The organism is Leclercia sp. TB492 (genome assembly GCF_049974505.2).
Taxonomy (GTDB): domain Bacteria; phylum Pseudomonadota; class Gammaproteobacteria; order Enterobacterales; family Enterobacteriaceae; genus Enterobacter; species Enterobacter adecarboxylatus_C.
Map to the genome: position 1 here is coordinate 4672276 of NZ_CM127572.1, position 23562 is coordinate 4695837.

Genomic DNA, 23562 nt, shown 5'->3' on the forward strand with positions numbered 1-23562 from the left:
GTTTTCTTTATTACTTCTTCTCAACCAGATACTTCACTGTATCGGCATATTGCTGGACAAAGATGTCCATGCTGCTGGTATCCATACCCTGCATATTCAGCTGATATTTGCCGTTAACATACATGGCTGGCACGCCGCGCAGCTCCAGATCGGCAGCAGCTTTTTCCTGCTGAGCCACCAGGGATTTCACGACAAAGCTATTCCAGGCTGCATCGTATTCTTCGCCTTTAACGCCGGCATCAACAAATACTTTACGGATATCGGCAGTGGTCTGAACGGTCTGGGTTTTCTGAACCGCTTCAAACATCGGCGCAGTAATTTTGTCTTCCACACCAAGCGCCATCGCAACGGCCCATGCCTGAGTCAGGTCTTTGCCCAACGGGCCAAGGAACTCAACGTGATACTTGGTCATCTTGGTGCCTTCCGGCAGCTTTTTCTTCACGCTATCGGAAACGTGCAGAACCTGCTCGAACTCATAGCAGTGCGGGCAGTAAAATGAGAAGAACTCAAGGACCTGAGGTTCTCCGGCAACCGGTTTGTCGAGGGTAATATACTGCTTGCCATCGGTGAACTGTGCAGCCGATGCGCTAAAAGCCAGAATCATACCTGCCAGCGCCAGCCATATTTTTTTCATGATCAACTCTCTCCTGGGTGTGTTCGATTAATACATTGGCGTTAATTGCAAAGGGGGTTCCTGCAGAACCTTTACCTGTTCAATAAATGTGGATATCTGGTTACGCCAGTAATCTTCCCCGGTAAGCCACGGGAAGTTTCTGGGAAAAGCGGGGTCGTCCCAACGCCTGATTAACCATGCAAGATAATAAACAAAACGCATGGCGCGTAAAGGTTCGATTAATGCAATTTCGTCTGAATCAAAAGAACTGAACTCTTCATAGGCCTCGATAATCGTCTCCAGCTGCATCCGCTGTTCGGCTTTATCGCCATTCAGCAGCATCCAGAGATCCTGAATGGCTGGTCCCATTCGCGCATCATCGAGATCGACAAATAATGGCCCATCACGCCAGAGAATATTTCCGGCATGGCAATCGCCATGCAAACGCAGCGTTTGTACGTTGTTATCCCAGCGCGGTATGACGGCGTTAATTAAGCCATCCGTTGCGGCAAGGAATTGTGCCTTCAGCCCGGAAGGGATGAGCGTGGACGTTTCAAATACCTGTCGCGGTTCGAGCAAATATTCCTGAATGCCGATGCCAGGGCGCGCGGTAAATGCGCTTTTCTGCCCTGTTTGATGAATGCGCCCTAAATAGCGGGCAACCCACTCCATCTGATCGATATTATCGGCTTCAAATTGCCGGCCACCGAGGCTGGGGAAGACAGCAAAATAAAAACCCAAGTGTGTCAGCAGCGTCTGATTATTGAATTTAAGAGGAGCGGCGACGGGAACATCATCGGCCACCAGGTCGAGAGCGAACTGATGCTCTTCCTGAATTTGTTCAGCTGACCAGCGCTGCGGGCGGTAAAATTTCACCACAAAGCGCCGGCGATCCTCGTCCTGAAACTGGTAGACGCGGTTCTCATAGCTGTTTAATGGAGTCAGGCCTGAGTCCACCCGGATGCCCTGTTCAAACAGCGCATCCATAATGGTATCCGGGTGTAAGGTCTGGAAAGTAAAAGCCTGGTCGTTCATCCGATCATCCGGAAATTATACGAATGATTGAGGATATCATTTAACGGCGTTTACGGTGGTGCCTCTTACAAGCTTTTACTCTTTAATTACGCCACGCGCGCGCAGCAGTGCGGTTTTGAAATCTTCTTCGTAATCTTTCTGGATCCCCGGGATAACCGCATCTTTTCCGGAATCACGCATTTTCAGGTGATAGATCAGGATGTCATCAGAAAGGTCGGCCAGTTCACCGTCATAACCTGACTCCTGCGCCAGTTTCTGTAAAAATTGCACCAGGTTAAGTTCTGGCTCTTTCTGCCAGGCTGGCTGGAGGAGTTCAATAACTTCGTTCAGACGTTTACATTTCATGATAATGCTCCTTTCATTTAGAGTGACACGTTAGCAGGGTCAATCCCACAAGAAAAGAGGCGATATTGTTGAGCCAGATAAGCAGCATCACCGGGGTGATATTAGCCGGAGGCAAGGCGTCCCGTATGGGAGGAAAAGATAAGGGCTTGCAGGAGCTGAACGGCCTGCCGTTATGGCAGCATGTTGCGCGAACGCTGCATAAGCAGGTCAGTACACTCGTAGTGAGTGCCAACCGCAATATCGCCACTTATCAGGAAAGCGGGTATCCCGTTTACGCGGATCTGCTGGCTGATTACCCCGGACCACTGGCGGGCATGCTTTCGATTATGCAGCAGTGCGATGCGGAATGGTTCCTGTTTTGCCCTTGCGATACACCCTTTATCCCGGATTACCTGGCTGAGCGGCTGGTTAAATACAGGGAAACGGCACCTGTTGTCTGGGCGCATGACGGCGATCGCGATCATCCAACCATTGCGTTAATGCATCGCCAGCTGATGCCGGTATTAGAGAGCTATTTAGCCGCTGGCGAGCGCCGTGTGATGGTCTTTATGCGTCAGGCAGGTGGGCATTCCGTTGAATTTAGCGATATGAAACAGGCATTTATTAATATGAATACACTCGAAGAGATACAAACTATTCAGAGGCACAAATGATACCCGTTTTAGCGATTGCCGCCTGGAGCGGTACGGGGAAAACCACCCTGTTAAAGGCCATCATTCCGGCACTCTGTGCCAGAGGTATTCGTCCGGGGCTTATCAAACATACCCACCACAACATGGATGTCGATACTCCCGGGAAGGACAGCTACGAACTGCGTAAGGCCGGTGCGGCACAAACCCTCGTTGCCAGCAGTCAGCGATGGGCCTTAATGACGGAAACACCCGCCGAAGAGGAGATCGATCTGGCTTATCTCATCAGTCGGATGGATCATTCGAAGCTGGATCTGGTACTAGTGGAAGGTTTTAAGCATGAGGCGGTGGCAAAGATCCTGCTTTTCAGAAGCGATACCGGGCATGATATTAATGAGTTGACGCTTGATGATCACGTTATCGCGGTGGGGAGTGACGTTCCACTGTCGCTTCAGGTACCGGTATTAGATATCAATGATGCGGAGGGGATGGTTGATTTCATCCTGCACTGGATGAAGGTGTTGTAGGCCGGGTAAGGCGCAGCCGCCCGGCGGGTTTTTCCGCCGCAACGCAAAAAGCCCATCCGGGAGGATGGGCTTTCGCGTGATTTGATGCCTGGCAGTTCCCTACTCTCGCATGGGGAGGCCCCACACTACCATCGGCGCTACGGCGTTTCACTTCTGAGTTCGGCATGGGGTCAGGTGGGACCACCGCGCTACAGCCGCCAGGCAAATTCTGTTGTTCACCCCGCCCGCAGGCGCAGTGACTAATCTGTATCAGCTGAAAATCTCTCAAATCCGCCGAAACAGCTTCGGCGTTGTAAGGTTAAGCCTCACGGTTCATTAGTATCGGTTAGCTCAACGCATCGCTGCGCTTACACACCCGACCTATCAACGTCGTCGTCTTCAACGTTCCTTCAGGACTCTCAAGGAGTCAGGGAGAACTCATCTCGGGGCAAGTTTCGTGCTTAGATGCTTTCAGCACTTATCTCTTCCGCATTTAGCTACCGGGCAGTGCCATTGGCATGACAACCCGAACACCAGTGATGCGTCCACTCCGGTCCTCTCGTACTAGGAGCAGCCCCCCTCAATTCTCCAGCGCCCACGGCAGATAGGGACCGAACTGTCTCACGACGTTCTAAACCCAGCTCGCGTACCACTTTAAACGGCGAACAGCCGTACCCTTGGGACCTACTTCAGCCCCAGGATGTGATGAGCCGACATCGAGGTGCCAAACACCGCCGTCGATATGAACTCTTGGGCGGTATCAGCCTGTTATCCCCGGAGTACCTTTTATCCGTTGAGCGATGGCCCTTCCATACAGAACCACCGGATCACTATGACCTGCTTTCGCACCTGCTCGAGCCGTCACTCTCGCAGTCAAGCTAGCTTATGCCATTGCACTAACCTCCTGATGTCCGACCAGGATTAGCTAACCTTCGTGCTCCTCCGTTACTCTTTAGGAGGAGACCGCCCCAGTCAAACTACCCACCAGACACTGTCCGCAACCCGGATCACGGGTCTACGTTAGAACACCAGCCATTAAAGGGTGGTATTTCAAGGATGGCTCCACGCAGACTGGCGTCCACGCTTCAAAGCCTCCCACCTATCCTACACATCAAGGACCAGTGTTCAGTGTCAAGCTATAGTAAAGGTTCACGGGGTCTTTCCGTCTTGCCGCGGGTACACTGCATCTTCACAGCGATTTCAATTTCACTGAGTCTCGGGTGGAGACAGCCTGGCCATCATTACGCCATTCGTGCAGGTCGGAACTTACCCGACAAGGAATTTCGCTACCTTAGGACCGTTATAGTTACGGCCGCCGTTTACCGGGGCTTCGATCAAGAGCTTCGCGTTACCGCTAACCCCATCAATTAACCTTCCGGCACCGGGCAGGCGTCACACCGTATACGTCCACTTTCGTGTTTGCACAGTGCTGTGTTTTTAATAAACAGTTGCAGCCAGCTGGTATCTTCGACTGATTTCAGCTCCACCCGCAGGGGCTTCACCTACACATCAGCGTGCCTTCTCCCGAAGTTACGGCACCATTTTGCCTAGTTCCTTCACCCGAGTTCTCTCAAGCGCCTTGGTATTCTCTACCTGACCACCTGTGTCGGTTTGGGGTACGATTTGATGTTACCTGATGCTTAGAGGCTTTTCCTGGAAGCAGGGCATTTGTTGCTTCAGCACCGTAGTGCCTCGTCATCACACCTCAGCGTTAGTAAGGCTCCGGATTTACCTGGAACCTCCGCCTACATGCTTAAACCGGGACAACCGTCGCCCGGCCAACATAGCCTTCTCCGTCCCCCCTTCGCAGTAACACCGAGTACAGGAATATTAACCTGTTTCCCATCGACTACGCCTTTCGGCCTCGCCTTAGGGGTCGACTCACCCTGCCCCGATTAACGTTGGACAGGAACCCTTGGTCTTCCGGCGAGCGGGTTTTTCACCCGCTTTATCGTTACTTATGTCAGCATTCGCACTTCTGATACCTCCAGCATGCCTCACAGCACACCTTCAACGGCTTACAGAACGCTCCCCTACCCAACAACACATAGTGTCGCTGCCGCAGCTTCGGTGCATGGTTTAGCCCCGTTACATCTTCCGCGCAGGCCGACTCGACCAGTGAGCTATTACGCTTTCTTTAAATGATGGCTGCTTCTAAGCCAACATCCTGGCTGTCTGTGCCTTCCCACATCGTTTCCCACTTAACCATGACTTTGGGACCTTAGCTGGCGGTCTGGGTTGTTTCCCTCTTCACGACGGACGTTAGCACCCGCCGTGTGTCTCCCGTGATAACATTCTCCGGTATTCGCAGTTTGCATCGGGTTGGTAAGCCGGGATGGCCCCCTAGCCGAAACAGTGCTCTACCCCCGGAGATGAGTTCACGAGGCGCTACCTAAATAGCTTTCGGGGAGAACCAGCTATCTCCCGGTTTGATTGGCCTTTCACCCCCAGCCACAGGTCATCCGCTAATTTTTCAACATTAGTCGGTTCGGTCCTCCAGTTAGTGTTACCCAACCTTCAACCTGCCCATGGCTAGATCACCGGGTTTCGGGTCTATACCCTGCAACTTAACGCCCAGTTAAGACTCGGTTTCCCTTCGGCTCCCCTATACGGTTAACCTTGCTACAGAATATAAGTCGCTGACCCATTATACAAAAGGTACGCAGTCACACCCCAAAGGGTGCTCCCACTGCTTGTACGTACACGGTTTCAGGTTCTTTTTCACTCCCCTCGCCGGGGTTCTTTTCGCCTTTCCCTCACGGTACTGGTTCACTATCGGTCAGTCAGGAGTATTTAGCCTTGGAGGATGGTCCCCCCATATTCAGACAGGATACCACGTGTCCCGCCCTACTCTTCGAGTTCACAGCAAGTGTATCTTCGTGTACGGGAGTATCACCCTGTACCCTGCGACTTTCCAGACGCTTCCACTGACACACATGCTGATTCAGACTCCGGGCTGCTCCCCGTTCGCTCGCCGCTACTGGGGGAATCTCGGTTGATTTCTTTTCCTCAGGGTACTTAGATGTTTCAGTTCCCCTGGTTCGCTTCGTTAAGCTATGTATTCACTTAACGATAGTGTGACGAGTCACACTGGGTTTCCCCATTCGGAAATCGTCGGTTATAACGGTTCATATCACCTTACCGACGCTTATCGCAGATTAGCACGTCCTTCATCGCCTCTGACTGCCTAGGCATCCACCGTGTACGCTTGGTCGCTTAACCTCACAACCCGAAGATGTTTCACTTCATGATTGCGAAAATTTGAGAGACTCTGACACACCGCTTATCTGCTCTTATTACGGAGAACAGACACGGCGTGTCGTTTCAATTTTCAGCTTGATCCAGATTTTTAAAGAGCAAATATCTCAAACGTAACTCAGAGAGTTAGTTTTGAGATACTGATTGGTTGTGCCTTTCACTCACACCCAGCAAGTGGCGTCCCCTAGGGGATTCGAACCCCTGTTGCCGCCGTGAAAGGGCGGAGTCCTAACCGCTAGACGAAGGGGACACGATGTGTCGCGACTTCGCAGCCGTCTTGCTCGTTACTTTTCATCAGACAATCTGTGTGAGCACTGCAAAGGCAGGTTCTTTAAGGTAAGGAGGTGATCCAACCGCAGGTTCCCCTACGGTTACCTTGTTACGACTTCACCCCAGTCATGAATCACAAAGTGGTAAGCGCCCTCCCGAAGGTTAAGCTACCTACTTCTTTTGCAACCCACTCCCATGGTGTGACGGGCGGTGTGTACAAGGCCCGGGAACGTATTCACCGTAGCATTCTGATCTACGATTACTAGCGATTCCGACTTCATGGAGTCGAGTTGCAGACTCCAATCCGGACTACGACGCACTTTATGAGGTCCGCTTGCTCTCGCGAGGTCGCTTCTCTTTGTATGCGCCATTGTAGCACGTGTGTAGCCCTACTCGTAAGGGCCATGATGACTTGACGTCATCCCCACCTTCCTCCAGTTTATCACTGGCAGTCTCCTTTGAGTTCCCGGCCGAACCGCTGGCAACAAAGGATAAGGGTTGCGCTCGTTGCGGGACTTAACCCAACATTTCACAACACGAGCTGACGACAGCCATGCAGCACCTGTCTCAGAGTTCCCGAAGGCACCAAAGCATCTCTGCTAAGTTCTCTGGATGTCAAGAGTAGGTAAGGTTCTTCGCGTTGCATCGAATTAAACCACATGCTCCACCGCTTGTGCGGGCCCCCGTCAATTCATTTGAGTTTTAACCTTGCGGCCGTACTCCCCAGGCGGTCGACTTAACGCGTTAGCTCCGGAAGCCACTCCTCAAGGGAACAACCTCCAAGTCGACATCGTTTACGGCGTGGACTACCAGGGTATCTAATCCTGTTTGCTCCCCACGCTTTCGCACCTGAGCGTCAGTCTTTGTCCAGGGGGCCGCCTTCGCCACCGGTATTCCTCCAGATCTCTACGCATTTCACCGCTACACCTGGAATTCTACCCCCCTCTACAAGACTCTAGCCTGCCAGTTTCGAATGCAGTTCCCAGGTTGAGCCCGGGGATTTCACATCCGACTTGACAGACCGCCTGCGTGCGCTTTACGCCCAGTAATTCCGATTAACGCTTGCACCCTCCGTATTACCGCGGCTGCTGGCACGGAGTTAGCCGGTGCTTCTTCTGCGAGTAACGTCAATTGCTGCGGTTATTAACCGCAACACCTTCCTCCTCGCTGAAAGTACTTTACAACCCGAAGGCCTTCTTCATACACGCGGCATGGCTGCATCAGGCTTGCGCCCATTGTGCAATATTCCCCACTGCTGCCTCCCGTAGGAGTCTGGACCGTGTCTCAGTTCCAGTGTGGCTGGTCATCCTCTCAGACCAGCTAGGGATCGTCGCCTAGGTGAGCCATTACCCCACCTACTAGCTAATCCCATCTGGGCACATCTGATGGCAAGAGGCCCGAAGGTCCCCCTCTTTGGTCTTGCGACGTTATGCGGTATTAGCTACCGTTTCCAGTAGTTATCCCCCTCCATCAGGCAGTTTCCCAGACATTACTCACCCGTCCGCCGCTCGTCACCCGGGGAGCAAGCTCCCCCGTGCTACCGCTCGACTTGCATGTGTTAGGCCTGCCGCCAGCGTTCAATCTGAGCCATGATCAAACTCTTCAATTTAAGTTTGATGCTCGTGAATTAAACTTCGTAATGAATTACGTATGTTCACTCAGAGACTTTGGTATTCATTTATCGTCTTGCGACGTTAAGAATCCATGTCACTTTGAGTGCCCACACAGATTGTCTGATAAATTGTTAAAGAGCAGTGCAACGCGGCTTTCGCTCACCGTTGCGAGGTCCCGTATAATACGTTTTCCTCTTTCAGAGTCAAGCGATAATTTCACGCTTTTCTCTGCTGACCCGGCGGCTTGTTTGCCGTTGTTCCGTGTCAGTGGAGGCGCATTATAGGGAGTTCTTCGGCGGTGACAAGAGTAAATTTAAAAAAACTAATCAACCGTGCTTTTTTTCACCAAAAGACCCATCTTTTAGCCAGAAATTGCGCTAATTGTCGTTTTACCAACCACAACTATCCTGCAGATGGCATACTTACTAGCATTAAGAATCAAGGAATATGCGTTATGCCTTTGAGCGCGCAACAGCTGGCGGCACAAAAAAACCTCTCCTATGTGCTGGCAGAAAAGCTGGCACAGCGGATCCTGGCGGGTGAATATTTGCCAGGCAGTATCCTGCCGGGCGAACTGGAACTGGGTGAGCAGTTTGGCGTGAGCCGAACCGCCGTGCGTGAAGCTGTAAAAACCTTAACCGCGAAAGGGATGGTACTTCCCCGTCCGCGCATCGGTACGCGCGTTATGCCTCAGGGCAACTGGAACTTCCTCGATCAGGAGTTACTCTCCTGGTGGATGACGGAAGATAACTTCCATCAGGTCATCGACCATTTCCTGGTCATGCGCAGCAGCCTGGAGCCGCAGGCCTGCCTGCTGGCCGCCACGATCGGTACGGCAGAACAGAAAGCGCGGCTAAATACCCTGATGGATGAGATGGTGCATCTGAAGAAACACTTTAACCGCGAACGCTGGATAGAAGTGGATATGGCCTGGCACGAGCATATCTATGAGATGAGCGGTAATCCGTTCCTGACCTCTTTTGCCTCGCTCTTTCACTCTGTCTATCACACCTACTTTACGTCTATTACTCAGGACGAGGTGGTGAAGCTGGATTTACACCAGGCTATCGTTGATGCCATTCAGGATAGCGACGGACTGCGCGCCATGACGGCCAGCCAGGCACTGCTTGCCACACCGACACGGTAGCAACAAACAACAGGAAATCGAATGACAGTAAAAAAAGCACGCAACATGGCGGGTTTGCCATGGATCGCGGCAATGGCTTTCTTTATGCAGGCGCTGGACGCCACCATCCTCAATACCGCTCTCCCGGCGATTGCCGAAAGCCTTAACCGTTCTCCGCTGGCAATGCAGTCGGCCATCATCAGCTATACCCTGACCGTTGCGATGCTGATCCCGGTAAGCGGCTGGCTGGCCGATCGCTTTGGCACGCGGCGTGTTTTTATGTTGGCGGTCACCTTATTTACGCTGGGCTCACTGGCCTGCGCACTCTCCAGTTCGCTGGGAGAACTGGTTGTGTTCCGCGTAATTCAGGGAGTTGGCGGTGCGATGATGATGCCGGTTGCGCGCCTGGCGCTGTTACGGGCCTATCCGCGCAGCGAACTGTTGCCGGTGCTTAACTTCGTCACCATGCCCGGTCTGGTCGGGCCGATCCTCGGTCCGGTGCTGGGGGGCGTGCTGGTTACCTGGGCCAGCTGGCACTGGATATTCCTCATTAATATTCCTATTGGAATCGCCGGTATTTTCTATGCCCGCAAATTTATGCCGAACTTCACCACCCCGCGGCGCAAATTCGATATGGGCGGGTTCTTCCTGTTTGGTCTGAGCCTGGTACTGTTTTCCAGCGGCATGGAGCTGTTCGGTGAGAAAGTGGTGGCGACCTGGCTGGCCGTCTCCATCATCTTCAGCGGTATTGTTCTTTTTCTTCTTTATATATGTCATGCGCGCCGCCATCCTACGCCGCTGATTTCACTCTCGCTGTTTAACACGCGCACCTTCTCGGTAGGCATTGCCGGAAATATCGCTTCACGCCTGGGTACCGGCTGTGTTCCTTTCCTGATGCCGCTGATGTTGCAGGTCGGGTTTGGTTATCCGGCGCTGATTGCGGGCTGCATGATGGCGCCCACGGCGGTGGGGTCGATCCTGGCTAAATCCGGCGTGACCCAGCTGTTACGCCGGCTGGGATACCGCCGGACGCTGGTCGGGGTGACGGTGTTTATCGGCGTGATGATTGCGCAATTTTCACTGCAGTCGGCAGCGCTGCCGGTGTGGATGCTGATCCTGCCGCTGTTTGTACTGGGGATGGCAATGTCCATTCAGTTCACCTCAATGAACACCATTACCCTTGCCGACCTCAGCGACGAGAACGCCAGCGGCGGTAACAGTATGCTGGCAGTCACGCAGCAGCTGTCGATCAGTCTGGGGGTGGCGGTCAGTGCGGCGGTCTTGCGTTTTTACGAAGGGTTCGACAGTAACAACACTGTCGAACAGTTCCACTCCACCTTTATCACCATGGGCGTGCTGACGGTGGTTTCTGCCCTGGTCTTTATGCTGTTAAAACCGAAAGACGGTCGTAACCTCATTAAAGAACGGCACAAACCTAAACCGACCCGCGTTCCATCAGAACAGGAGTAAGCTGCAGCCGCTGTTGTTGCAGCCCGGGCTGGGCGATTCGATGGATTAACACGTCAATCGCCAGCTCGCCCAGTTCATCCTTTGGCTGATGAATGGTGGTGAGCGGCGGCGTCATATACTGCGCCAGTTCGATATCGTCATACCCCACCACGGCGATATCATCCGGGACACGGAGTCCCGCCTGATAGAGCGCCTGATAAGCTCCCACCGCCATCGCATCGTTACCGATAAAGACCGCCTGCGGGCGATCTTTCTGCGCCAGTAAGGACTGCATCGCCTCAAACCCGCCGCTGAATTCAAAGTCACCGGTAATTTGATAGCCGTCAGGCACAGGCAGACCGGCGCGTGCCATCGCGACCAGAAAGCCCTCCAGCCGCAGGCGGGCAGGGGTTTTATCCAGCGGACCGGTAATACAGGCGATGCGGGTATGGCCCTTATCAATCAGATGCTGTGTCGCCATGTCCCCGCCCAGTAGCGAGTTATCCTGAATCAGGTCGCTGGTACCGTCGAACGGTGCCCAGTCCATCATCACCGTGGGAACGGAAGGGTAACGCTGCATAATCTCGGGTGAGGGTTGATGCGTTTCGGTACACAGGAGTAATAACCCGTCGACGCGCTTTTGCATCAGCGTCTCCAGGTTACGGTTCATGCGCTGCTCGTCGCCTTCGGTATTGCAGAGCACCAGGCTGTAGCCGCGCTCAAAACAGCTGCGCTCCACGCCGCGCACCAGCTCAGAGTAAAAGGGGTTGGTACTGGCGGTGATGAGCATGCCAATGGTGCGGGTCTGGTTGAGCTTCAGACTGCGCGCCAGGGCGGAAGGTGCATAATTGAGGGATTTAACTGCGGCTTCAACCTTCTCCCGGATCGCCTCGCTGACGAAGCGATCGTTATTAATGACATGGGAGACCGTCGAAGTAGAGACGCCCGCCATGCGGGCGACATCTTTCATTGTGGCCAAACGCTACCTCTGCTGAGTGAAAAATTCATCGATCTCATTGCGCCATGGTACAGAAGGCTGTGCGCCAGGGCGCGTTACCGCAATGGCCGCCGCCGCATGGGCAAAACGGATCGCGGTGTCCAGCGGCTCACCTTCCAGCAGCGCCGTGACCAGCGCACCATTAAAGGTATCGCCCGCGGCGATGGTATCGACAGCTTTCACCTTAAAGCCGGGAACGCGACGACCTTCTCCCTCGACGCTGGCCCATACGCCACGGCTGCCAAGGGTAATGATGACCGTACCGATGCCTTTCTGGTGCAGGGCTTTCGCCGCGCGCGCCGCATCGTCATCGTTTTCAACGCGAATGCCCGTCAGCTTTTCGGCTTCGGTTTCGTTAGGGGTGATGATATCCACCAGCGCCAGCAGCTCGTCTGATAATACACGGGCAGGCGCGGGATTAAGTACGACAGTGGTATGATTTTCATGGGCAATTTTTGCCGCCGCCAGCACGCTTTCTACCGGCGATTCCAGCTGCATCAGCAGAGCGTCGGCATCGGCGATACGCGCCTGTTGCGCCACCACGCGTTCCGGCGTTAGCGCCGCATTGGCACCCGCATGAATACCGATGACATTCTCACCTTCCGCGTTGACGAAAATCAGCGCCACGCCGGTTGATTCGCCTTCCACCACACTGACCGGTGCAATATCGATGTTGTCGCTTGCCAGCTGTTTACGCACGCGCTCACCGGTATCGTCATCGCCGGTACAGGCGATAAAGGCGATGTTGGCACCGCTGCGTCCGGCTGCGACCGCCTGGTTTGCGCCCTTGCCGCCAAAGGCGACCTGATAGCGATGACCCGTTACGGTCTCGCCCGGCGTCGGGAAAGCGTCAAGGTTAAGAATGTGATCGGCATTAATACTGCCAAGGACGACGAGCTTACCTGCGGTTTTCATCATTGAAGTGTCCATCAGAGAGCGCCACCGGAGTTACCCGGTGGCGTATGCCACGCTTTTCTTTATATATTGTCCCTCAGGCAGCCGGGAGCTGCCTGAATCGCATATTACTGCTTGATGACCAGTTTCAGGTCAACAGGGTATTTGGCCTGAACTTTCTCGCCCTTCAGCACTTTGTCAGCAGTCTGCACGCCAGTCGCGCCGATCTGCTCCGGAAGCTGAGCAATGGTCGCAGCCAGTTTGCCATCGTTTACCGCTTTTTCACCATCAGGCGTGCCGTCAAATCCAACCACCATCACATCAGATTTACCGGCGGTCTGCAGGGCACGCAGCGCTCCCAGCGCCATTTCGTCGTTCTGTGCGAATACCGCTTTAACGTCCGGGTGAGCGGTCAGCAGGTTTTGCATCACGTTCAGACCCTTAGTACGGTCGAAATCTGCCGGCTGGCTGGCCAGCACGTTGAATTTATGGGCCGCAACGGCCTGCTGGAAGCCTTCGCCACGCTCACGCGCTGCGGAAGTCCCGGCGATGCCCTGCAGTTCGATAACTTTGGCGCCTTCACCCGCTTTCTTAGCGATATAGTCACCGGCGATTTTGCCGCCCAGCACGTTATCAGAAGCAATGTGGCTGACCACTTCGCCTTTAGACGCCTGACGGTCCAGGGTGATCACCGGAATGTTGGCCTGGTTTGCCATCTTCACGGCGTTACCTACCGCATCGGAATCGGTCGGGTTGATCAGCAGAATTTTGGTGCCACGAACGGTTAAGTCCTGCACGTTAGCCAGCTCTTTCGCCGGGTTGTTCTGGGAGTCCAGGATCACCAGGTTGTAGCCCAGTTTGTCGGCTTCTTTCTGCGCGCCATCCTTCAGGGAGACGAAGAACGGGTTGTTGAGGGTAGAAACCACCAGCGCGATGGTGTCCTTCGCCATAGCGTTTGCACTCACGGTTGCGCTCAGCGCGACAGCAGAAACCAGGGTAGCCAGTTTTTTCATGTTCATATCAAAGATGTCCTGTAGTGTCGTCAGTTACTGTTTTTTGTTGTCTACCAGTACCGCCAGCAAAATCACTACCGCTTTGACGATCATCTGGTAATAGGAAGAAACACCTAACAAATTCAAACCATTGTTCAGGAAGCCAAGGATCAGCGCACCGATCAGCGTCCCCACGATACGACCTTTACCCCCCGCCAGGCTGGTACCGCCGAGCACCACCGCAGCGATGGCGTCCAGCTCATAACCGGTACCCGCCGTTGGCTGGGCAGAAGAGAGACGCGCCACCTCGATAATGCCCGCCAGCGAGGCCAGCAGGCCGCACAGGGAGTAGACGATAATTTTGACTTTATTGACGCTGATACCGGACAGACGCGTTGCCGCTTCGTTACCGCCCAGAGCATAGATATAGCGACCGAGACGGGTGTGATGCAGCATGTACCACGCCGCCAGGAACACCAGACCCATGATCCAGACCGGCGTCGGGATACCCAGCGGGCGGCCGATACCGAACCAGCCAAACAGATCGGCATTGTCGGTGAAGCCGGTGTTAACCGGGCTGCCGTTGGTGTAGACCATGGTCACACCGCGCAGCAGCAGCATCATCACCAGGGTGGCAATAAACGCCTGCACGCGGCCTTTCGCCACAATCATTCCGGTGACAGCACCAATTGCGGCACCCAGCGCCAGCGCCGCTGCTACGGCCACCAGCGCGTTGACTTCAATCCCTACAATTGAAGCGGCAACCGCGCCGGTGAGCGCCAGCAGGGAGCCGACGGACAGGTCGATACCCGACGTCAAAATCACCAGCGTCATCCCTACCGCCATAATGGCGTTGACGGAAGTCTGCTGAAGAATGTTGAACAGGTTATTAACGGTAAAAAAGTTCGGGCTCATGGTGGAGACAATCGCGATCAGCACCAGCAGGGCAATCAGCGATTTTTGTTCCAGCAGCCATGCCTTAGTGAAATAACGGCGTCCAGAAACAGCCTGGGTAGTCATCTTCTTACTCCTGATCCACGCGATTAAGCTTGCCCACAGCGGCAGCCATCAGAATTTCCTGGGTGGCCTGCTCGCGACTGAATTCACCGCCGAGATGCCCTTCATGCATGACGATAATGCGATCGCTCATGCCTAATACCTCTGGCATCTCGGAAGAGACCAGAATGATGCTCAGCCCGTCAGCCTTAAACTGGTTGATGAGCTGATAAATCTCTTTCTTCGCGCCAACGTCCACGCCGCGGGTTGGCTCATCGAGGATCAGCACTTTCGGACGGGTCATCAGGCCGCGGGCAATCGCCACTTTCTGCTGATTACCGCCCGAAAGCAGACCGATAGCCTGTTCCATCGACGGGGTTTTGACGTTGAAGAGGCGGATAAAATCACTGACGGCCTGCTGTTCGTCTTTATGCTTCAGGCCCCCGCCGCTGCGGCTGAAGTAGCGCAGCGCGGTCAGGGACATGTTCTCTTTCACCGACATGCCCAGCACCAGGCCATCGCGCTTACGGTCTTCGGAGATGTAGACGATGCCGTTCGCCAGGCCATCCTGCGGTGTACGGGTGATAACTTCATGCCCGTCAAGGGTGATGTATCCGCTGGCGCGTGGACTGGCGCCATACAGCACTTTCATCAGCTCGGTACGTCCGGCACCCATCAGACCGGCCACGCCAAGGATCTCACCCTGACGCAGGATAAAGCTGACATCATTCACCCCAGGGCCGCAGAGATTATCGACCTTCAGACGTATATCGCCCGGGGCCTTATCGATACGCGGATACTGGTCTTCCAGCTTACGGCCCACCATCATCTCAATCAGCGTGTCTTCGGTGAGGGTCACCACTTCACGCTCGGCAATAAACTGCCCGTCGCGGAAGACGGTCACGTCATCGCAGATCTCGAAGATCTCTTTCATACGGTGGGAGATGTAGACGATGCCGCGCCCCTGCGCTTTCAGCTCGCGGATCACGCGGAACAGGGAGTCGGTTTCGGTATCGGTGAGGGCGTCGGTCGGCTCATCCATCACAATGACCCGGGATTCGAAGCTCAGCACCTTGGCGATCTCCACCATCTGCTGATCGCCAATGGAGAGTTCGCCCACCAGCCGATCGCTTTTAAAGCGCAGATTCAGCTTCGCCAGCAGCTTGTCGGCTTCGGCATACATCTGTTTCCAGTCGATTTTGCCAAAGCGGTTAACGAACTCACGACCCAGGAAGATGTTCTCCGCGATGGACAGCTGCGGAATGAGATTCAGCTCCTGGTGAATGATGCCAATCCCGGCTTCCTGGGAGGATTTCGGGCCGTTGAAGGTGGTCTCTTTTCCCAGCCACAGTAGCGAACCAGCGTCGCGTTGATAGATGCCGGTCAGCACTTTCATCATCGTGGATTTGCCGGCGCCGTTTTCACCCACCAGCGCCATCACGCGGCCGGCGTAGACATTCAGTGCGGCGCCAGAGAGGGCTTTAACGCCCGGGAACGACTTATCGATCCCTTTCAGTTGCAGGAGTGCGTCCATGATGGCCTCAGAAGGTGACGCCAGCACAGAGAATGATATTCGCATACGGGGAACACTCCCCGCTGCGGATAACCGCCTGGCTGTCAGCGGTATTTTTCTTGAACTGCTCGTGCGTTATGTAGCTTATTTTTATGGTATTTCCCTGGTGTTGTTGCAGTTGCTTGATATGGCCAAGCAACGTTTCGTGGAGCTGCGGATTATGTTGTTGGATTTCCGTAGCGAGAATGGCTTCCTCAACCTGCATCTCGGTTGTCACTACATCCAGCACCTGCATAAACGAGGGCACGCCCTGGGTTAACGCCAGATCAATACGCGTTGTGCTGTGGGGAATGGGTAAACCCGCATCACATACCACCAGCGTATCGGTATGTCCAAGGCGGGAGATGACCGATGAGACTTCAGAGTTGAGTACCGTGCCTTTCTTCATATTCTTGCTCCACTAGCGAAACGTTTCGCTGGCGTCAGTTTAATCTTACCGATGCGCAGAAAACCACCATGGCGTTGCAGATTTGTGATCGTCGTCGAAACGTTTCGCTAAGTGAAATGAGGGAGGGATTTAAGAGGGGATTTGCCGGGTGGCGCTGCGCTTACCCGGCCTACTAAACCGTAGGCCCGCGCAAGCGAAGCGCCGCCGGGCACTAACTAAATTTCGACCTGGGTTCCTAACTCAATTACGCGGTTAGGCGGGATTTCGAACTGGTCGGGCGCACGCAGGGCGTTACGCTGGAGGATAAGATAGAGCTTGCCGCGCAGACGCAGATACCACGGACGTTTACCGATGATCAGCGACTCGTGCGACATAAAGAACGAGGTTTCCATCATCCGGCAGCTTAAGCCTTCCAGACCGCAGCGGTGGAACACCTCTTCCACGTTCGGGGTTTCGCGCCAGCCGTAGCTGGCCACCACCCGCCAGAAGGTGGGCGACAGCTGCTCTATCTGCACGCGGCGAACGTTATGCACATAAGGCGCATCTTCCGTTCGCAGGGTCAGCAGGATCACCCGCTCGTGCAGCACCTTGTTGTGCTTGAGGTTGTGCATCAGGGCAAAGGGGATCACGTTCAGCGCGCGCGACATATAGACCGCGGTGCCAGGCACGCGCACCGGTGGAGATTTCTCCAGCGAGGCAATCATCGCCTCGAGAGAATTACCGTGTTCGTGCATCCGGCGCAGCAGGCGGAAACGCTCGCTCTTCCAGGTGGTCATCACCAGGAACATCACCATCCCCAGCGTCAACGGCAGCCAGCCGCCGGAGACAATCTTGTCGAGGTTAGCTGAGAACAGCGGCACGTCAATACAGAGGAAGCCGACCAGAATCATCCCCACGAGGAATTTATTCCAGTGCCAGTTCCGGTAGGCCACCGTAGTGGAGAGGATTGAAGTCAGCACCATCGTCCCGGTAACGGCTATACCGTAGGCGGCCGCCAGGTTACTGGAGTGTTCAAAGCTGACGATAACAATCACCACCGCGAAATAGAGCAGCCAGTTAATGAACGGGATGTAGATCTGGCCCGACTCCATCTCCGATGTATGAATGATGCGCATCGGGGAGAGATAACCCAGACGTACCGCCTGACGCGTCAGGGAGAAGACGCCTGAAATCACCGCCTGGGAGGCAATCACCGTCGCCAGCGTCGCGAGGATCAGCATCGGCACCAACGCCCAGTCCGGCGCCAGCAGGAAGAACGGGTTTTTAATCGCTTCCGGATGTTTGAGCAGCAGCGCACCCTGACCGAAGTAGTTCAGCACCAGCGATGGCAGCACCACAATAAACCATGCCACGCGAATAGGCAGTTTGCCGAAATGCCCCATATCGGCATACAGCGCCTCAACCCCGGTGATGGACAGCACCACGGCACCCAGCGCAATAAACGATACAGTTTTGTATTCGAGGAAGAAGTGCACTGCCCACATCGGGTTCAGCGCATGCAGCACGTCCGGGTTAGCAATAATGCTGCGTAACCCCAGCACCGCCAGGATCAGGAACCAGGCGAGCATAATTGGCGCGAAGAGTTTCCCCACCAGCCCGGTACCGTGTTTCTGAATCACAAACAGCAGGGTCAGCACAATAATGGCCAGCGGAACCACCCACTCATCAAGCTGCGGCGCGATAATCTCCAGCCCTTCGATTGCCGACAGCACGGAGATCGCCGGCGTGATCACCACTTCGCCATAGAAGAAGCTGCCACCAATCAACCCGATAATGACCAGGAAAGAGGTCATTTTGGGCGAGGTGTTGCGCCCGGCCAGCGACATCAAGGTCAGGATCCCACCTTCACCGGCGTTATCAGCACGCATGACGAAGGAGAGATATTTAACGGAGACGACTAAGATAAGGAGCCAAAAGATGAGAGACAAAAAACCAAAAACAGCGTCGCGTTCCACGCCAAAACCAAACTGACCGGACAAACATTCACGAAGCGTATAAAGCGGGCTGGTGCCGATATCACCGTAGACAACCCCGATCGCCGCAAGCGTGATTGCGGGTAATGATTGCTTATTATCAGTGCTCATAGACTAGTCTTTTCGTTTATATAACAAATGTGTGCTTAGTCCCTTGGCCCACAAAAAGCGCACAGTATGCACGATTAATCGTAGAATCGTACCCCTAAATGCGCCGTCATTAACATAGCGCAAAGAAAATAGCACCGTAGTTCAGTCTATTACCAGCCCCGAACGAAACGTCTATACTCGCTTCAATTAGCCGGGTTTACGGCGAAAGGATGCAAAACAATTATGGCTCACACTCATTTATTAGCAGAAAGAATTTCCCGTCTCAGCGGCGCGCTGGAAAAAGGGCTCTTTGAACGTAGCCATGCCATCCGCCTCTGTTTACTGGCGGCACTGAGCGGCGAAAGCGTCTTTCTGCTGGGGCCGCCCGGCATCGCAAAAAGCCTGATTGCCCGCCGGCTGAAATTCGCGTTTCAGCATGCCAGAGCCTTTGAGTATCTGATGACCCGTTTTTCCACGCCGGAAGAGGTGTTCGGCCCGCTATCCATCCAGGCGCTTAAAGATGAAGGACGCTATGAACGTTTAACGGCGGGCTATCTCCCGGAAGCGGAGATCGTGTTTCTCGATGAAATCTGGAAAGCTGGCCCGGCGATCCTGAATACCCTGCTCACCGCCATCAACGAACGCCGGTTCCGCAATGGCGCGTTTGAAGAAAAAATCCCAATGCGCCTGCTGGTGGCAGCCTCCAACGAACTGCCGGAAGCCGACAGCAGTCTGGAAGCCTTATATGACCGCATGCTGATCCGCCTTTGGCTCGACAAGGTGCAGGACAAAGCGAACTTCCGCTCGCTGCTGATTAGCCAGCAGGATGAAAACGATAACCCGGTGCCCGCTGCGCTACAGGTCACTGACGAAGAGTACCAGCAGTGGCAGCAGGACATTGGCAAAATCAAACTGCCGGATGCGGTGTTCGACCTAGTCTTTATGCTGCGCCAGCAGCTGGATGCCCTGCCGGGTGCGCCTTACGTCTCCGATCGCCGCTGGAAGAAAGCCATTCGCCTGTTGCAGGCCAGCGCCCTGTTCAGCGGTCGCGATGCGGTTGCCCCTATCGATCTGATCCTGTTGAAGGATTGCCTGTGGCATGACGCCAACGGCATGAACCTGATGCAGCAGCAGCTGGAAATATTGATGACCGGGCACGCCTGGGGACAGCAGGAGATGCTGAACCAGCTCGGGGCCATCACCCAGCGCCGCCTTCAGCTTCAGCAGCAGCAAAGCGACAAAACCGCCCTGCGCGTCAGCCGTCAGAGCGGCATGTTTGCCCGGCGTCCGCACTATGAATTACCGGCCGAACTGAGCGAGACCACCCTGACGCTACTCCTCCAGCAGCCGCTTAAGCTTCATGATATGCAGGTGATTCACATCACCATTGAGCGCGAAGCCCTGTCGCTGTGGCTGACTAAAGGCGGCGAGATCCGCGGCAAACTCAACGGCATCGGCTTTGCCCAGCAGCTCAATATGGAAGTGGACGGGAGTCTGCATCTGGTGATCCGCGACGTCAGCCTGCAGGGATCGCGCCTTGCGCTGCCAGGGACCGCCTCTGACAGCGTCCCGGAAGAGATCAAACAGCAGCTGGAAGCGCTGGATAACCAGTGGCATCTGCAGCACACCCGCTTTAGCGAGCAGCAAAAATGTCTGTTTATCCACAGCGACTGGCTGGGGCGAATTGAATCCAGCCTGCAGGATGTGAGCGCGCAGATCAAACAGGCGCGTCAATGCTGACGCTGGATACGCTCAACGTTATGCTCGCCGTCGGCGAGGAGGGCATGATCGAAGAGATCATCCTGACCCTGCTGGCCTCGCCGCAGCTGGCGATCTTTTTCGAAAAATTTCCCCGGCTTAAAACCGCCATTACTGACGATCTCCCGCGCTGGCGGGAAAACTTGCGCAAAAGGCTGAAAGATACCCGCGTCCCGCCAGAGCTCACCGAAGAGGTGATGTGCTATCAGCAAAGCCAACTGCTCTCCACGCCCCAGCTGATCGTCCAGCTGCCGCAGATTTTAACCCTGCTGGACAAGCTTCACTCCCCGTACGCCAGCCAGGCCCGGCAGCTGGTGGTGGATAACGCCACCTTTACGCCCGCACTGCATACCCTCTTTTTACAGCGCTGGCGGTTGAGCCTGGTGGTACAGGCCACTTCCCTGAATCAGCAGCTACTGGAAGAGGAGCGCGAACAGCTGCTCAGCGAAGTGCAGGAGCGCATGACCTTAGCCGGGGCGCTGGAGCCAGTGCTGGTTGAAAATGAAAACGCTGCCGGTCGCCTGTGGGATATGAGCGCCGGTCAGCTCAAGCGCGGGGACTATCAGCTTATCGTTCGCTATGGCGACTTCCTGGCCCAGCAGCCGGAGCTGATGCAGCTGGCAGAACAGCTGGGCCGCTCCCGGGAGGCGAAGTCGGTGCCAAAAAAGGATGCCCCGCTGGAAACCTTCCGCACCCTGGTGCGTGAACCGGCAACGGTGCCGGAGCAGGTGGACGGACTGCAGCAGAGCGACGACATTTTGCGCCTGCTGCCGCCCGAGCTGGCAACCCTGGGTATCACCGAGCTGGAGTATGAATTTTACCGTCGGCTGGTGGAGAAGCAGCTCCTGACCTACCGGCTGCATGGCGATGCGTGGCGGGAGAAGGTCAGCCAGCGTCCGGCGGTGCATCAGGATTTCGACGAACAGCCCCGCGGGCCGTTTATCGTCTGCGTGGACACTTCCGGTTCAATGGGCGGCTTCAATGAACAGTGCGCCAAAGCATTTTGCCTGGCGCTGATGCGTGTGGCGCTGGCCGACAGACGACGCTGCTTTATCATGCTGTTTTCCAGCGAGGTGGTGGGCTACGAGCTGTCAGGCCAGCACGGCCTCGAGCAGGCGATCCGCTTCTTAAGCCAGCGTTTTCGCGGCGGGACCGATCTCGCCAGCTGTTTTCGCGCCATTATCGAGCGGATGCAGGGCGGAGAGTGGTATGACGCCGACGCGGTGGTGATCTCGGATTTTATTGCCCAGCGGCTGCCGGATGAGGTGGTGAGTAAGGTGAAGGTGTTGCAGCGGGAGCATCAGCATCGTTTTCACGCGGTGGCGATGTCCACTCATGGAAAACCCGGCATCATGCGCATCTTCGATCATATCTGGCGCTTTGATACCGGGCTGCGTAGCCGCCTGCTGCGGCGCTGGAAACGCTAATTACAGCAGCGCATCCACGCTGTCACGCACCTGCTGCGGCCATACGCCACACTGAACCTGGCCGATGTGGGAGAGCTGCAGCAGTAACATGGTCAGGCGAGACTGGCCAATGCCGCCGCCGATGGTCTGAGGCATCTCACCACGCAGCAGCGCCTGGTGCCATTCCAGCTTGAGACGATCTTCATCACCGGTGATTGCCAGCTGACGCTGCAGCGCTTCGGCATCGACGCGGATCCCCATGGAAGAGAGCTCAAACGCATCTTCCAGAATCGGGTTCCACACCAGAATATCGCCATTCAGGCCTGCCAGGCCGCTCTCGCCTTCGCTGCTCCAGTCATCATAATCCGGCGCACGAACGTCGTGACGCTGACCATGAGAAAGCTTGCCGCCGATCCCAATCAGGAACACGGCCCCTAACTCTTTAGCGATCGCGCGCTCACGGCCTTTAGCATCCAGATCCGGGAAGCGGGTCAGCAGCTCCTGGCTGTGAACAAACTGGATCGTCTCCGGCAGGAACGGGGTCAGACCAAACTCTTTGCTGACCGCCGCTTCGGTCTCTTTGATCCCGGCATAAATGGCTTCTACCGTCGCCTTCAGCGTGCGGGTATGACGTTCCCCATCACCCATGACGCGTTCCCAGTCCCACTGGTCAACGTACACAGAGTGAATGGCGGTAAGGCGGTCTTCATCGGGGCGAAGAGCTTTCATGTGCGTGTAAAGCCCTTCGCCCGCGCTGAAGTCGTGTTGTCCCAGGGTTTGACGCTTCCACTTCGCGAGGGAATGAACCACCTCGAACTGGGCGTCTGGCAGTGTTTTCACTTTCACCTGTACCGCTTTTTCGCAACCAGACAGGTTGTCCTGCGTCCCGTCGCCCACGCGGCTTAAGATCGGTGCCTGAACTTCAATAAGACCGAGCTTCTCTTCCAGCTGGCGGGAAAAATGGGATTTAACGAAACTGATCTGGCGTTGTTGTGCGATGTAAGCGGTTTTCATTATTTATACTCCTGCGTCCTGTTGGCATTGATTAAGCAACAAAAAAGAACCTCTTTCAATAATCCAACAATAAAACTCCGCTATCACTTTTGATTCGATAAAATTACCCGCTAAAATAGAGTGATTCATTAATCTTCATAAGAAAAAACTATGGAAAATTATCAGATCGACAATCTGGACCGCGGCATCCTTGAGGCCCTGATGGCTAACGCCCGTACTGCCTATGCCGAACTGGCCAAACAGTTTGGCGTCAGTCCAGGGACTATTCATGTGCGCGTAGAGAAGATGAAGCAGGCGGGGATCATCACCGGGGCACATATCGACGTCAGCCCTAAACAGTTGGGGTACGACGTCTGCTGCTTTATCGGCATCATCCTGAAGAGCGCCAAAGACTATCCTTCCGCACTGGCAAAGCTCAACGCACTGGATGAAGTGACCGAGGCCTACTACACCACCGGTCACTACAGCATCTTTATTAAGGTGATGTGCCGATCGATCGACGCCCTGCAGCAGGTACTTATCAACAAGATCCAAACAATCGATGAAATTCAGTCCACCGAGACGTTGATCTCCCTGCAGAACCCGATCATGCGTACCATCCGCCCCTGATCGGGCAAATTCATACCCACATTTTCCA

18 protein-coding genes, 1 tRNA gene and 3 rRNA genes are annotated in these 23562 nt (G+C 54.9%); 7 read left to right on the plus strand and 15 right to left on the minus strand.

All coding sequences use genetic code 11. The features are described from left to right. Positions 1-10 precede the first annotated feature (10 nt). The 3 genes from dsbA to ACP4QI_RS22190 form a co-directional block, all read right to left on the minus strand. Positions 11-634: a thiol:disulfide interchange protein DsbA gene (dsbA, locus tag ACP4QI_RS22180; protein WP_142487621.1), complete on the minus strand. Its 624-nt coding sequence runs from the start codon at positions 632-634 to the stop codon at positions 11-13. A gap of 27 nt (positions 635-661) precedes the next feature. After that, on the minus strand, positions 662-1648 hold the full coding sequence (locus ACP4QI_RS22185; protein ID WP_142487622.1) for a serine/threonine protein kinase: 987 nt from the start codon (positions 1646-1648) through the stop codon (positions 662-664). A gap of 75 nt (positions 1649-1723) precedes the next feature. Then, positions 1724-1993: a YihD family protein gene (locus tag ACP4QI_RS22190; RefSeq protein WP_142487623.1), complete on the minus strand. Its 270-nt coding sequence runs from the start codon at positions 1991-1993 to the stop codon at positions 1724-1726. 125 nt (positions 1994-2118) lie between these two features. Between ACP4QI_RS22190 and mobA the strand changes: the two genes are divergently transcribed. After that, a complete protein-coding gene (gene mobA, locus ACP4QI_RS22195; protein WP_445730300.1) occupies positions 2119-2646 on the plus strand; it encodes a molybdenum cofactor guanylyltransferase MobA in 528 nt (175 codons plus the stop codon). Beyond that, positions 2643-3149 (plus strand): molybdopterin-guanine dinucleotide biosynthesis protein MobB, encoded by a 507-nt coding sequence (gene mobB / locus ACP4QI_RS22200; RefSeq protein WP_426495938.1) that lies wholly within the window; start codon positions 2643-2645, stop codon positions 3147-3149. The genes mobA and mobB overlap by 4 nt, the downstream gene beginning before the upstream one ends. Before the next feature lie 86 nt (positions 3150-3235). Here the strand turns inward: mobB and rrf are convergent. The 4 genes from rrf to ACP4QI_RS22220 form a co-directional block, all read right to left on the minus strand. Further along, positions 3236-3351: ribosomal RNA gene (gene rrf, locus ACP4QI_RS22205) — 5S ribosomal RNA — on the minus strand. Between the two features lie 92 nt (positions 3352-3443). Beyond that, positions 3444-6350, minus strand: a 23S ribosomal RNA gene (locus ACP4QI_RS22210). Positions 6351-6561: 211 nt separating this feature from the next. Next, positions 6562-6636 (minus strand) — tRNA-Glu (locus tag ACP4QI_RS22215). A gap of 87 nt (positions 6637-6723) precedes the next feature. Beyond that, positions 6724-8265, minus strand: a 16S ribosomal RNA gene (locus ACP4QI_RS22220). Together the 16S, 23S and 5S rRNA genes with 1 tRNA gene alongside form the textbook arrangement of a ribosomal RNA operon. Before the next feature lie 458 nt (positions 8266-8723). On the opposite strand from ACP4QI_RS22220, the gene ACP4QI_RS22225 reads away from it, so the two are divergent. Together ACP4QI_RS22225 and mdtD are read left to right on the plus strand one after the other, a co-directional pair. Then, complete coding sequence (locus tag ACP4QI_RS22225) at positions 8724-9416, plus strand: FadR/GntR family transcriptional regulator (protein ID WP_142487626.1); 693 nt, start codon at positions 8724-8726, stop codon at positions 9414-9416. A gap of 21 nt (positions 9417-9437) precedes the next feature. Continuing rightward, positions 9438-10865, plus strand: a complete 1428-nt coding sequence (mdtD, locus tag ACP4QI_RS22230; RefSeq protein WP_426495986.1) for a multidrug transporter subunit MdtD — start codon at positions 9438-9440, stop codon at positions 10863-10865. Here the strand turns inward: mdtD and rbsR are convergent. The 7 genes from rbsR to kup form a co-directional block, all read right to left on the minus strand. After that, a complete protein-coding gene (gene rbsR, locus ACP4QI_RS22235; protein ID WP_142487628.1) occupies positions 10831-11823 on the minus strand; it encodes a ribose operon transcriptional repressor RbsR in 993 nt (330 codons plus the stop codon). The two genes, mdtD and rbsR, sit on opposite strands and share 35 nt — an antisense overlap. A 3-nt stretch (positions 11824-11826) precedes the next feature. Further along, entirely contained in the window at positions 11827-12756 is a 930-nt protein-coding gene (gene rbsK, locus ACP4QI_RS22240; protein WP_426495988.1) for a ribokinase, read from the minus strand. Between the two features lie 107 nt (positions 12757-12863). After that, a complete protein-coding gene (gene rbsB, locus ACP4QI_RS22245; RefSeq protein ID WP_032615470.1) occupies positions 12864-13754 on the minus strand; it encodes a ribose ABC transporter substrate-binding protein RbsB in 891 nt (296 codons plus the stop codon). Positions 13755-13781: 27 nt separating this feature from the next. Beyond that, on the minus strand, positions 13782-14747 hold the full coding sequence (gene rbsC, locus ACP4QI_RS22250) for a ribose ABC transporter permease (protein ID WP_106995525.1): 966 nt from the start codon (positions 14745-14747) through the stop codon (positions 13782-13784). A 4-nt stretch (positions 14748-14751) separates the two neighbouring features. Then, positions 14752-16257: a ribose ABC transporter ATP-binding protein RbsA gene (gene rbsA / locus ACP4QI_RS22255; RefSeq protein ID WP_285129319.1), complete on the minus strand. Its 1506-nt coding sequence runs from the start codon at positions 16255-16257 to the stop codon at positions 14752-14754. A gap of 7 nt (positions 16258-16264) precedes the next feature. After that, on the minus strand, positions 16265-16684 hold the full coding sequence (rbsD, locus tag ACP4QI_RS22260; protein WP_142487630.1) for a D-ribose pyranase: 420 nt from the start codon (positions 16682-16684) through the stop codon (positions 16265-16267). Positions 16685-16899: 215 nt separating this feature from the next. Further along, the gene (kup, locus tag ACP4QI_RS22265; RefSeq protein ID WP_142487631.1) at positions 16900-18768 is read right to left on the minus strand and encodes a low affinity potassium transporter Kup; all 1869 of its coding nucleotides are present in this window, start codon (positions 18766-18768) and stop codon (positions 16900-16902) included. A 222-nt stretch (positions 18769-18990) separates the two neighbouring features. Between kup and ravA the strand changes: the two genes are divergently transcribed. Both ravA and viaA read left to right on the plus strand, forming a co-directional pair. Beyond that, positions 18991-20487: an ATPase RavA gene (ravA, locus tag ACP4QI_RS22270; protein WP_156264990.1), complete on the plus strand. Its 1497-nt coding sequence runs from the start codon at positions 18991-18993 to the stop codon at positions 20485-20487. Then, positions 20481-21932, plus strand: a complete 1452-nt coding sequence (viaA, locus tag ACP4QI_RS22275; protein WP_142487633.1) for an ATPase RavA stimulator ViaA — start codon at positions 20481-20483, stop codon at positions 21930-21932. Before ravA ends, viaA begins: the two co-directional genes overlap by 7 nt. Here viaA and asnA read toward each other — a convergent pair whose 3' ends face one another. Beyond that, complete coding sequence (gene asnA / locus ACP4QI_RS22280) at positions 21933-22925, minus strand: aspartate--ammonia ligase (protein WP_156264994.1); 993 nt, start codon at positions 22923-22925, stop codon at positions 21933-21935. Between the two features lie 150 nt (positions 22926-23075). On the opposite strand from asnA, the gene asnC reads away from it, so the two are divergent. Continuing rightward, complete coding sequence (gene asnC, locus ACP4QI_RS22285) at positions 23076-23534, plus strand: transcriptional regulator AsnC (RefSeq protein ID WP_032615488.1); 459 nt, start codon at positions 23076-23078, stop codon at positions 23532-23534. The last annotated feature ends 28 nt before the right edge of the window (positions 23535-23562 follow it).

Bases quoted from the DNA above. Each gene is read 5' to 3' on its own strand.
- asnC (WP_032615488.1), top strand. From the start codon at position 23,076: ATGGAAAATTATCAGATCGACAATCTGGACCGCGGCATCCTTGAGGCC.
- asnA (WP_156264994.1), bottom strand. From the start codon at position 22,925: ATGAAAACCGCTTACATCGCACAACAACGCCAGATCAGTTTCGTTAAA.
- ACP4QI_RS22185 (WP_142487622.1), bottom strand. From the start codon at position 1,648: ATGAACGACCAGGCTTTTACTTTCCAGACCTTACACCCGGATACCATT.
- rbsB (WP_032615470.1), bottom strand. From the start codon at position 13,754: ATGAACATGAAAAAACTGGCTACCCTGGTTTCTGCTGTCGCGCTGAGC.
- rbsA (WP_285129319.1), bottom strand. From the start codon at position 16,257: ATGGACGCACTCCTGCAACTGAAAGGGATCGATAAGTCGTTCCCGGGC.
- mdtD (WP_426495986.1), top strand. From the start codon at position 9,438: ATGACAGTAAAAAAAGCACGCAACATGGCGGGTTTGCCATGGATCGCG.
- mobA (WP_445730300.1), top strand. From the start codon at position 2,119: ATGGGAGGAAAAGATAAGGGCTTGCAGGAGCTGAACGGCCTGCCGTTA.
- rbsK (WP_426495988.1), bottom strand. From the start codon at position 12,756: ATGAAAACCGCAGGTAAGCTCGTCGTCCTTGGCAGTATTAATGCCGAT.
- mobB (WP_426495938.1), top strand. From the start codon at position 2,643: ATGATACCCGTTTTAGCGATTGCCGCCTGGAGCGGTACGGGGAAAACC.
- viaA (WP_142487633.1), top strand. From the start codon at position 20,481: ATGCTGACGCTGGATACGCTCAACGTTATGCTCGCCGTCGGCGAGGAG.
- dsbA (WP_142487621.1), bottom strand. From the start codon at position 634: ATGAAAAAAATATGGCTGGCGCTGGCAGGTATGATTCTGGCTTTTAGC.
- ACP4QI_RS22190 (WP_142487623.1), bottom strand. From the start codon at position 1,993: ATGAAATGTAAACGTCTGAACGAAGTTATTGAACTCCTCCAGCCAGCC.
- kup (WP_142487631.1), bottom strand. From the start codon at position 18,768: ATGAGCACTGATAATAAGCAATCATTACCCGCAATCACGCTTGCGGCG.
- ravA (WP_156264990.1), top strand. From the start codon at position 18,991: ATGGCTCACACTCATTTATTAGCAGAAAGAATTTCCCGTCTCAGCGGC.
- rbsC (WP_106995525.1), bottom strand. From the start codon at position 14,747: ATGACTACCCAGGCTGTTTCTGGACGCCGTTATTTCACTAAGGCATGG.
- ACP4QI_RS22225 (WP_142487626.1), top strand. From the start codon at position 8,724: ATGCCTTTGAGCGCGCAACAGCTGGCGGCACAAAAAAACCTCTCCTAT.
- rbsD (WP_142487630.1), bottom strand. From the start codon at position 16,684: ATGAAGAAAGGCACGGTACTCAACTCTGAAGTCTCATCGGTCATCTCC.